The sequence below is a fragment of the Streptomyces sp. NPDC041108 genome (genome assembly GCF_055592645.1).
This window is the reverse complement of sequence record NZ_JBVIYK010000016.1, coordinates 55980-64558: the sequence shown is the minus strand read 5'-3', so window position 1 is coordinate 64558 and position 8579 is coordinate 55980. Positions and strand designations below refer to the sequence as shown.

General features: G+C 68.2%; 9 protein-coding genes. 5 read left to right on the top strand and 4 right to left on the bottom strand.

Features of this window, described 5'->3' with window-relative positions:
• Positions 1-132: 132 nt before the first annotated feature.
• Entirely contained in the window at positions 133-1467 is a 1335-nt protein-coding gene (locus ACZ6BB_RS33535; protein WP_471618885.1) for a glycoside hydrolase family 68 protein, read from the bottom strand.
• Positions 1468-1633: 166 nt separating this feature from the next.
• Between ACZ6BB_RS33535 and ACZ6BB_RS33530 the strand changes: the two genes are divergently transcribed.
• Both ACZ6BB_RS33530 and ACZ6BB_RS33525 read left to right on the top strand, forming a co-directional pair.
• Positions 1634-1960, top strand: coding sequence for a hypothetical protein (locus ACZ6BB_RS33530; RefSeq protein ID WP_471618884.1), 327 nt, complete (start codon positions 1634-1636; stop codon positions 1958-1960).
• 326 nt (positions 1961-2286) lie between these two features.
• Positions 2287-2850: a site-specific integrase gene (locus ACZ6BB_RS33525; RefSeq protein ID WP_471618883.1), complete on the top strand. Its 564-nt coding sequence runs from the start codon at positions 2287-2289 to the stop codon at positions 2848-2850.
• Positions 2851-3083: 233 nt separating this feature from the next.
• On the opposite strand, the gene ACZ6BB_RS33520 is transcribed toward ACZ6BB_RS33525, so the two are convergent.
• Both ACZ6BB_RS33520 and ACZ6BB_RS33515 read right to left on the bottom strand, forming a co-directional pair.
• Positions 3084-3512: a VOC family protein gene (locus tag ACZ6BB_RS33520; RefSeq protein ID WP_471618882.1), complete on the bottom strand. Its 429-nt coding sequence runs from the start codon at positions 3510-3512 to the stop codon at positions 3084-3086.
• Positions 3513-3567: 55 nt separating this feature from the next.
• A complete protein-coding gene (locus ACZ6BB_RS33515) occupies positions 3568-4545 on the bottom strand; it encodes a quinone oxidoreductase family protein (protein ID WP_471618971.1) in 978 nt (325 codons plus the stop codon).
• 90 nt (positions 4546-4635) lie between these two features.
• On the opposite strand from ACZ6BB_RS33515, the gene ACZ6BB_RS33510 reads away from it, so the two are divergent.
• Positions 4636-4980 carry an ArsR/SmtB family transcription factor gene (locus ACZ6BB_RS33510; protein ID WP_471618881.1) on the top strand — a complete coding sequence of 115 codons (345 nt, stop codon included), beginning with the start codon at positions 4636-4638 and terminating at the stop codon, positions 4978-4980.
• Between the two features lie 344 nt (positions 4981-5324).
• Here the strand turns inward: ACZ6BB_RS33510 and ACZ6BB_RS33505 are convergent, their stop codons facing one another.
• Positions 5325-6143 carry an SDR family NAD(P)-dependent oxidoreductase gene (locus tag ACZ6BB_RS33505; protein WP_471618880.1) on the bottom strand — a complete coding sequence of 273 codons (819 nt, stop codon included), beginning with the start codon at positions 6141-6143 and terminating at the stop codon, positions 5325-5327.
• A gap of 776 nt (positions 6144-6919) precedes the next feature.
• On the opposite strand from ACZ6BB_RS33505, the gene ACZ6BB_RS33500 reads away from it, so the two are divergent.
• Both ACZ6BB_RS33500 and ACZ6BB_RS33495 read left to right on the top strand, forming a co-directional pair.
• Positions 6920-7513, top strand: coding sequence for an RNA polymerase sigma factor (locus ACZ6BB_RS33500; protein ID WP_471618879.1), 594 nt, complete (start codon positions 6920-6922; stop codon positions 7511-7513).
• 1 nt (position 7514) lies between these two features.
• Positions 7515-8462 carry a CU044_5270 family protein gene (locus ACZ6BB_RS33495; RefSeq protein ID WP_471618878.1) on the top strand — a complete coding sequence of 316 codons (948 nt, stop codon included), beginning with the start codon at positions 7515-7517 and terminating at the stop codon, positions 8460-8462.
• Positions 8463-8579: the final 117 nt, after the last annotated feature.

Genomic DNA, 8579 nt, shown 5'->3' with positions numbered 1-8579 from the left:
CCAAAGGGGGGGCGGGTGGGGGGGCGGGAGGGGACCCCCCCTGGAAAATGGTTTCGCCGCGCCGGGCAAGCGTATTGGGAGCCACAACCCCTACCCCCCCCCCCCACGGCGGGTTGCCCGGCTGTGGGTTGGTTACGGGATGAAGCCGTAGTCCAACTGCTTGACGAGCTTGGTCTTGTTGCCCTTCAGGGACACCAGGAGCGTGCGTGCCAGGGTGCCACCGAAACGGGTCCCGCCGTCGGCGGTCGGGACCGTGTCGATGAAGCTCTCCACCAGGCCGTTGGGCATCACGTAGTGCGAGTACTGCTGCGTGGGGGCGTCCTCCGGGTTGCCCAGGACCAGTGCGCTGCCGTTGAGCGGCTTGTAGTCGCTGCGCAGGGACGAACCGACGAACCCGTAGAGGCCGTCCCAGCCGCTCAGCCCTGGCGCGAACGTGAACTTGTGGCTGATGGTGAACAGGTAGTACTTACCGTTGCGCATGACCAGGTGGGGCCGTTCGGTCTGCTGGTTCACACAGTTGGCCGAGAGCAACGGGGGCTGCAGCCGCCACTTTTCCATGCTGTCGCTGCGAGCCGTGGCCAGCCCGATGTTGCCCGTGTAGTACTTCGCGTTCTCCGGCACCTCATGGCCGGCCGGGACGTCACCTATGTCACGCTTGGTGCACCGGTACGTGCCGGCGGTACCGGCCGTGTTGCCCTCGAACAAGATGTGGATCTTCCGGTCCCGGGGGTCTCGGAAGACGAACGGGTCGCGGAAGGCGTAGATGATCGGGCCCGCCTGGGACTGTTCCATGGTCTGGTACAGCTTGCCGTCGGCCTCGGCGATGATGCGGTGGTTCCGGAACCCGTCGAACCACACACGGGTCTTGTCCGCGTGGATCCGACCGCTCGCCATCGCCAGGCGCTGCAGGGGATCGTTGGGGTCCACCCCACCGTTGTCGCGCCCGGAGGCGGTGTAGAAGGAGTACACCTTGTTCCCGACGAGGGCCGCCGAGCCGGCCCACTGACGTGAGCCGAACGCGGTGCCGGGCTGGAACAGGTCGCCGCCGTACTTCCAGCTCTTGGCGTCACGCGAGTAGTAGTAGCCGATCGTCGCGTACCAGTGCCGGTCACCGAAGGGGACCGAGCGCGGGGCCGTCAGCGCGAAGATGACATGCCAGCCCTTGTAGGTGGCGGTCTTCGTGTTGAGCTTGGTCAGCGGCCAGGTGTCCCACTGCCACACTCTGTCGCTGATCACGGGAAAGTCGGGAGAAACACGGGGGGCGGTGTTGGTCTTGTCCTGGCGGAGCTTCAACGCGTCCGCGCGGGACCAGACGGCGAAGTAGTCGTCGTCCGCGCTGTACTGCCGCGTTCCGGTCTGGGACGAGGCCGGTCTGTCAGCGACGGCTGGTGTCGCCACACCGCCCAGCACCGCGAGGGCCATCAAGCCCGTAGCCAGCCGGATCAGCACTCTTCGTGCTCTGCGCATGCGTCGTCCTTCCAAAGCGGGGGATCGAATGGAACAGAACGTGAAGCGATTGCATTCGCGCCGGTACCCCTCTTCACTCCTGTCACTCCCTCACTTCGCACCAATGGCAATGGACTTCTGGGCTCAGGGAGTCAAGAACAGCGACTTCCAGCCACGGCAATGACGGATGGCGTGCAACAACACGCTCAAGACCACCCAGCCACTGACCGCACCGACCCCGACTGCGCATCGCCCTGACCGGCGGCGCGCAGAGCACCGTCAGCCGGCAGACGGCAGCCGGCAGCCGGCAGACGGCGGACGGCGGACGGCGGACGGCGGACGGCGGACGGCGGACGGCGGACGGCGGACTCTGCCCACGGTCGGCTTCACCGTCGCCGTGCAGGAGGAGAGCGGTGCGCTGGTCCACCGCTGGGTCCTCAAGCCAGGCCGTATGGTGCCGCCCCGGCATCTGGGGCTCGACGAGGCATTCCTCCCCGATCACGGCAAGCTTTGAGCGCGCGGCGCCAACTGTCGGGGGAACCGGGGCCGAGTGCAAGGCCTACTGCGCCAGAAGGACAAGCCGTTGCCAGATCAGAACCGTCCCCATCGCCGCCGTCCGGCCACCCGCCGCGTGCTCGCCGCCGCCGTGGCTCTCGCCGCCGCGGCTGCTGCCGTACCGCTGATCGCGCTGGCCGAAGACATGCCAAAGGCCCGACGCGACTTCCCTGATGATTGGGCGTGTTCAAGCGTCAGAGGAGGCCTCACTTGCACGAGCGGTACGTGGTGTGGGTGCCCGATCCGGGGCAGTAGGGATCGCTGCTGTCTGAGGGTGTCCAGGGGGTGCGGGACCTGCCGACTGAGGTCGTCCGGATCCGTCTGCGGCCGGGTGATCCGGTGTTCGTGGCACCGGACGGAACGGGAGACCGGGGTCTGCTGGATTTCGTGCGGTCCGTCGCATTCCGGGATCTGGAGCGGGAGACCAAGCGGAATTATGCGACGGATATCCGGCCGTTGTTGACTTTTCTGTCCTCACGCGGAGTTCTGTGGAGGCAGGCGACGAGGCAGGACCTGGCGGACTACCGGCACTGGAAATGCCGGGCTCCGGAGAACCCGCGCCGGACCAGCGGGACGAAGTGGGATCGGGACGCAGCTGCGTTCACCCAGCTCTTCCGGTGGGCGAAGCTGTCCCCTCTGCCGGTGGACATCGTGCGGCGCGGGGACCGGGAGGCTGACTCGGTGAGCTCGCGGGTGTTGTGGCTAACGCCGCGGACCTGGGGCTTGTGGTCGGACATCGGGCTGCGCGGCCATACCCGTACAGAAGTGCCAGTGCCGGGGTGGGAGTCGCGGACGAAGCTGCGGAACACCAGCTTCGTGCAGCTGCTGCTCAGCTCCGGCCTGCGCTGAGAAGACCATCGCCAACCAGAGAACCGAGATCGAAGAACTCCGCCAACAGGTGACCAGGCTCACGCTCGCCAGCGCCGTTCTCACTCAAGACCGAGACGAGCGAGCGAGAAGCGCGCGTGTTCCCGACAACGTCGTCCTTCGCCCATCGACCACGTGACGGATATGCCATGTCCAAGGGCCTTGAAGCGAGGCCCGAGGAAGACGGTTCCCTGCCTCGCCCGCTCGGAGGATGCTCAGTCGAGACAGAACTCGTTGCCCTCGATGTCCTGCATCACGATGCACGAATCGTTGCCGTCATACAGTAGTTGCACGCGTACCGCGCCGAGCGGGACCAGCCGTGCGCACTCGGCTTCGAGCGTGGCCAGGCGCTCTTGACCCACGAGCCCGGTGCCGACCCGCACGCAAAGATGCACCCGATTCTTGACGACCTTGCCTTCGGGAACGCGCTGAAAGAACAGTCGCGGGCCCACACCCGAGGGATCACTGCATGCGAACCACGAACCCTGATCCTCAGGGGACCGGGAGCGGTCGAACTCGTCCCACGTGGCGAACCCCGTCGGTGGCGGCGATACGACGTAACCCAACACCTCGCACCAAAAGCGAGCGACGCGCTCAGGTTCTGCGCAATCAAAGGTGACTTGGAACTGCTTGATCGATGACATCGGCACTCCATAACAGGGGAACTCTGTTGGGCCCGTCGTGTGCGGGAGCCTTCGGTCAGTCGGAGATGCGCAGCAGCAGCTTGCCCGTGGACGTGCGTCCGCCGATGAGTTGGTGTGCGCCGGCCGCGTCCGACAGGGGAAACTCGGCCGTGACGGGAAGGACGACCGCTCCGTCGCAAACGGTGCGTAGGGCGCGGTCGGTAAGCGCACGCAGGGCGTCGGGTGCGGACTGGGCGAGGGCGAGCACGGAGAAGCCCCCGACGGAGCGGCCCTGCGCGTACAGCTCGCCCTGCCCGGCCTGCCAGGGCTCGGCGCCGCTGGCGTTGCCGAAGGACACCAGGCGCCCGAAGACGGCCAGTGCCTCCAGTCCGCGGCGCAGCGTGTCGCCGCCCACCGGGTCCAGGACCAGGTCGACGCCCCTGCCGCGGGTCGCCCGGCGGGCGTCCGTCTCGAAGGTGGCGGGCCGGAACACCTCGTCGTAGCCGTGCTTGAGTGCGTAGTCGGCCTTGGCGTCGCTGGAGGCCACCCCGTACACCGCGCCGGCGCCCGCTGCCCGGGCCAGCTGCCCGACCGCCGTGCCGATGCCTCCCGCCGCGCCGTGCACCAGCACGCTCTCCCCGGCCCGCAGCCGCCCCACCTCGTGGACCAGGGCGTGCGCAGTCGGCAGCACGGTCGGCAGCGTGGCTGCGGTCCGCAGGTCCAGCCCGTCGGGCAACGGGAAGACCCTCACGGCCTCCGCGAGCACGACCTCGGCGTAGCCGCCGCCGTCGACGAGCGCGGCGACCTCCTGCCCCGCCCGCAGACCCTCGACGCCCTCCCCGACCGCCCGGATGCGCCCGGAGACCTCCAGGCCCGGACGGTAGGGCAGTGATACCACCCGGTACCCGTCGGCACGCGCTTTCACGTCCGCGAAGTTCACCCCTGCCCAGACGGCCTCGATGGCCACCTGGCCAGGGCCCGGCTCGGGTGCCGCGGCCTGCACGACCCGCAGCACCTCGGGACCGCCGTACTCACGGAACTCGACCGCACGCATACTCAAACCGCCCTCCGGGAGTGTTCAACCGGAAGCGAACACTAGCACTGTAAGATGGTCATCGAACACTGGGCGAAGGAGGACATCGGAATGTCGGACCAGGCTGAAGGCGCAAGTCACCGTCCGGCGCCTGTGCATACGCACCCCGACGACGTCCCGCTCCTCACCGCCCTGTCCGCGCTCGCGGATCGCGTGCGCATCCAGCTGATCCGCGACCTGGCCAGCCACCCCGACTGGGCGCTCAGCTGCAGCAACTTCGACGTACCGGTCGGCCGGGCCGCAAAGAGCCACCACTTTTCGGTCCTGCGCGACGCCGGCCTGGTCGAACAGCGGGACCAGGGCCCCAAACGGCTCAACCGGCTGCGCCGCGAGGAGTTCGACGCCCGCTTCCCCGGCCTCCTCGACCTGACCCTCCGCACCGACGACAACGAGTAAGAGCGGTTGGCTCCTCCACGCGGCTGTCCGACCACCGGGGCCGAGCTCAGCGCCTGCTACGGCCGGGCGCCGGCAGACTGGTGACCTCCTCGCCGATCGCCTCCGCCGAGTTATCTGTGGGACGACTTCAGGCAGGTCCCGAAATCGACGGCCCGTCATCCGCCCTCCAGGGCAACCGAAGGCCTGGCGCACGATCTGACACGGATGTTCCGCAACCACACCGCCAGACGAGGACGCAGGAAGAGCTCTCCAGCGACCTCGGAAGTGTGCACTCAAGGCACTGAACAGAAGAACTTGACGGGGAACAGGGCGAACGTTGCCTGATGCGGCACAAGCAGAAGGGATCAACCCTCGTTGTCGCGCGGGGTGATGCGGAAATCAAATGGAACATGGCCGGGATCCAGCGCAGTCACGCCCCCGTCCACGGTCAGTACAGCGCCGTTGACGAAGGACGCAGCCGGCGACAGCAGCCAGGCGATGGCCTCGGCCACCTCACGAGGCTCTCCGGGGCGGCGCGCCGGCAGCAGCCGGGTGGCCTCCTCATATGCTCCGTCGACCCCGGCGGAGGCCAGTCCGACGTCGTCGGCGAACCGGGCCATGCGGCGGTCGGCCATCTCCGTGCGCACCCAGCTGGGGCAGACAGTGTTGGCCCGCAAGCCCTGAGGCCCGTAGTCCACAGACAGCGACCGGCACAACTGCAGCAGTGCCGCCTTGGACGTGGCGTAGGCGGCATTGCGCACCCCGTTGCGCAGGGCAGCGACCGAAGCGACCGCGACGACAGATCCCCGGGCCCGGACCAAGTGCGGCAATGCGGCCCGCATCAGAAGGAAGGGGCCCGTGAGATTGGTACGAAGCACCGCCTCCCAGTCCTCATCGGACAGTTCCCCGACACTCCCGCTGCGTCCCACTCCCGCGTTGACGACCAGCCCATCGAGTCGGCCGAATCGCGCGACCGCAGTTTCGACGAGGTGACGAACAGCGTCCGGGTCTGTGGTATCAGCCGGGCAGGCCAAGGCTCCGGTTTCCTGTGCGACGCGTTGCAAAGGCTCCGGTCGCCGCCCGGAGACGACAACATCGTGCCCGGCCGCCCGAAGCAGCCGCGCGGTTGCCGCACCGATTCCCGTTCCTCCCCCGGTCACGACCACAACACGCTGATCCGACATGGGTGTTCGGCCTCCCTGTCACTACCGGATCGGGCGAGGTGATCTTACGTGGTTGCCGATCAGGGAACAGAGTCAGCCTGCCCGACGCGACTGCATCAAGCCGAAGTTGAACGCTGCGCCTACGACCCGGCCAACGGCGCTGGCTCAATGTGCGCCGCCCTGCGCGGTGCGGCTGCCGGACGATGAGCAGCCCAGCCCGGAGTTCAGCTTGAGCACTTGTGGAAACCCGACAGAAGCTCCTGCGGCTCCGAATCTTCACGGGGAGAAGGGTCAGTCACGCGGTTGCACACTCGGCCTCGTCGCCCTTGTGGTGGAGGAAACACCGGTGCGGGGGTGCTGACGGCTGTCCTGCGATCATTCTGCCTGCGTCGGCCGGCGCGCTTCAGACCCGCAGCACAGGCCCGCCGTGGAGGGTGCCGGCCCGTTCGAACCGGGTGACGTGGGCTGACATCTGCCGGGCGGTCCGCTGCGAGATCTGCCATGTGCCGGACCCGAGGACACTTGCCGGGTCTCCGTCCGGGGTGCCCGCCCCTGTCGGTAAGGCCTGGTGTTGGCACGGGGTGAGTACTTCTGAGCATGACCATGTCCCAAGCCTCCAGAGTGGAGCGCCGCTGTCACGGTTTCTGGCGGCGGGAGCTGGTGGGCTGTCCGGGCTCACGAACTGGCGCATCTCCGTGCGAGCGGTTCAATACCTGCGCGTGAACCCTCCTGGCCGCTTCGGACAACAGGGGGTGGAATGCACTCCACTCCTATATGCACGAAGAAGCGAGGGCCTCGTGGGGGATCCACCCACCGACGACGCGCTGGTCATCCAGGAATCCCTGGAGCGGCCGGAGGTATTCGCCAGGCTTTACGACAGACACGCCGCCGAGATCCACCGGTATGTGATGCGCCGGCTGGGCGACAGTCACGCCGACGACATCACGGCGCAGACCTTCCTCATCGCCTTCCGCAACCGTGCCCGCTACGACGTCGCGCGCGCCAGTGCCCGGCCGTGGCTCTACGGCATCGCCGGCAACCTCATCGGCAGCCACCGTCGTTCCGAAGTGCGGACGCTGCGGGCGCTGGCCCGTACCGGCGTCGACCCGGTGGCCGAGTCCTGGTCGGAACGGGCCGACGAGCGGGTGACTGCCGAGGCCTCGCAGCAGGCGCTGGCCGGGGCGATCGCGGCCTTGCCCGGGAAGGACCGGCATGTGCTGCTGCTGGTCGCCTGGGCGGACTTCACTTACCAGGAGTGTGCCGACGCCCTCAGGGTGCCGGTCGGCACGGTCCGCTCCCGGCTGAGCCGGGCGCGGCGCAAGATGCGTGCGGCGCTCGGCGCCGACCCCACCCTCGTAAGCGACCACAACGGGGCGGTAACCCATGGATGACATGACCAAGATGCACGAGCTGCGCGCCGATGCGCCGACGCCGGACCGGGTGCGGCTGGTTCCCGGCCGCCAGAAGCTGCTGAGGGCAGCGCAGCAGGGCTCCGCCCGCAGGATGCGGCTGGACTGGCGCGTGACGGCTGCGGGGGGCGCCGCGACGGTGATCACCATCGCGGTGCTGGTGACCATGCTCGTCGGTGGCGATGGACCCGAGCGCGGCGTGCAGCCTGCCGGGCCCGACCTGACGTCCGCGACGGCAGTCCTGGAGCAGGCGGCACAAGTGGTGTCGCAGCAGCCGGATCTGCATCCGCGCGACGGCCAGTGGGTCTACCTGAAGACCGCGCAGTGCCGATACGGAGCGTCGGACGCGGCGCCCGACGCCAAGCCCGAGGTGAGCGAGGAGTGGGTCCAGTACGACAGCCCCGTGAGGGAGGACGACAAGGACGGCGACAACGAGCCCTCGCAGAGGCGGCTGTATCGCCTGCTCGCCTCGCTGCCGGACGACCCCGCCGAGATCCGGAAGCAGGCGGCGGACATGTTCCCCCTGGGCAAGGACACCGGTTTGACGGGTGAGCAGGTCGAGACCTTCGCGCTCCTGGCAACCCTCGACGAGGCCTATCCCGTGCATCCGCAGGGCATGGCCAAGCTGTACCGGGCCCTGGCCGCGGACCCCGGGATCGAGGTGGTCCCGCACCTGGTGAAGGACCCGATGGGGCATGACGCCATCGCCATATACCCGGACCTGGGCAGCAAGGCCGTTCAGCGCCGGGAGTACCTCCTCGACCCCGACACCTTCCAGTACCAGGGGACCCAGTCCGTCGCGGTGCGCGACTACGAGGAGAAGTACGAGGACGGCTCGTCGGCTGGGCGCTCGCACAAGAAGGGCGAGGTCACATTCTGCGAGATGAAGACGACCCAGTCCCTCGTCGACCGGGACGGCGAGAAGCCCTGAACCAGCCCAACCGGCCGGTCGGGGGGGGTCAAAGGGCGGACCCCCCACCACCCCGGTGGTTGTCAAACTGATAACACCAAGGAACCCCCCACACCCCACCCACCCCAACACCACCCC

What these genes read in the sequence shown, in the direction of transcription:
- ACZ6BB_RS33505 (WP_471618880.1), bottom strand. Translation starts at nt 6,143, where the DNA reads ATGTCGGATCAGCGTGTTGTGGTCGTGACCGGGGGAGGAACGGGAATC.
- ACZ6BB_RS33520 (WP_471618882.1), bottom strand. Translation starts at nt 3,512, where the DNA reads ATGTCATCGATCAAGCAGTTCCAAGTCACCTTTGATTGCGCAGAACCT.
- ACZ6BB_RS33495 (WP_471618878.1), top strand. Translation starts at nt 7,515, where the DNA reads ATGACCAAGATGCACGAGCTGCGCGCCGATGCGCCGACGCCGGACCGG.
- ACZ6BB_RS33530 (WP_471618884.1), top strand. Translation starts at nt 1,634, where the DNA reads ATGGCGTGCAACAACACGCTCAAGACCACCCAGCCACTGACCGCACCG.
- ACZ6BB_RS33510 (WP_471618881.1), top strand. Translation starts at nt 4,636, where the DNA reads ATGTCGGACCAGGCTGAAGGCGCAAGTCACCGTCCGGCGCCTGTGCAT.
- ACZ6BB_RS33535 (WP_471618885.1), bottom strand. Translation starts at nt 1,467, where the DNA reads ATGCGCAGAGCACGAAGAGTGCTGATCCGGCTGGCTACGGGCTTGATG.
- ACZ6BB_RS33515 (WP_471618971.1), bottom strand. Translation starts at nt 4,545, where the DNA reads ATGCGTGCGGTCGAGTTCCGTGAGTACGGCGGTCCCGAGGTGCTGCGG.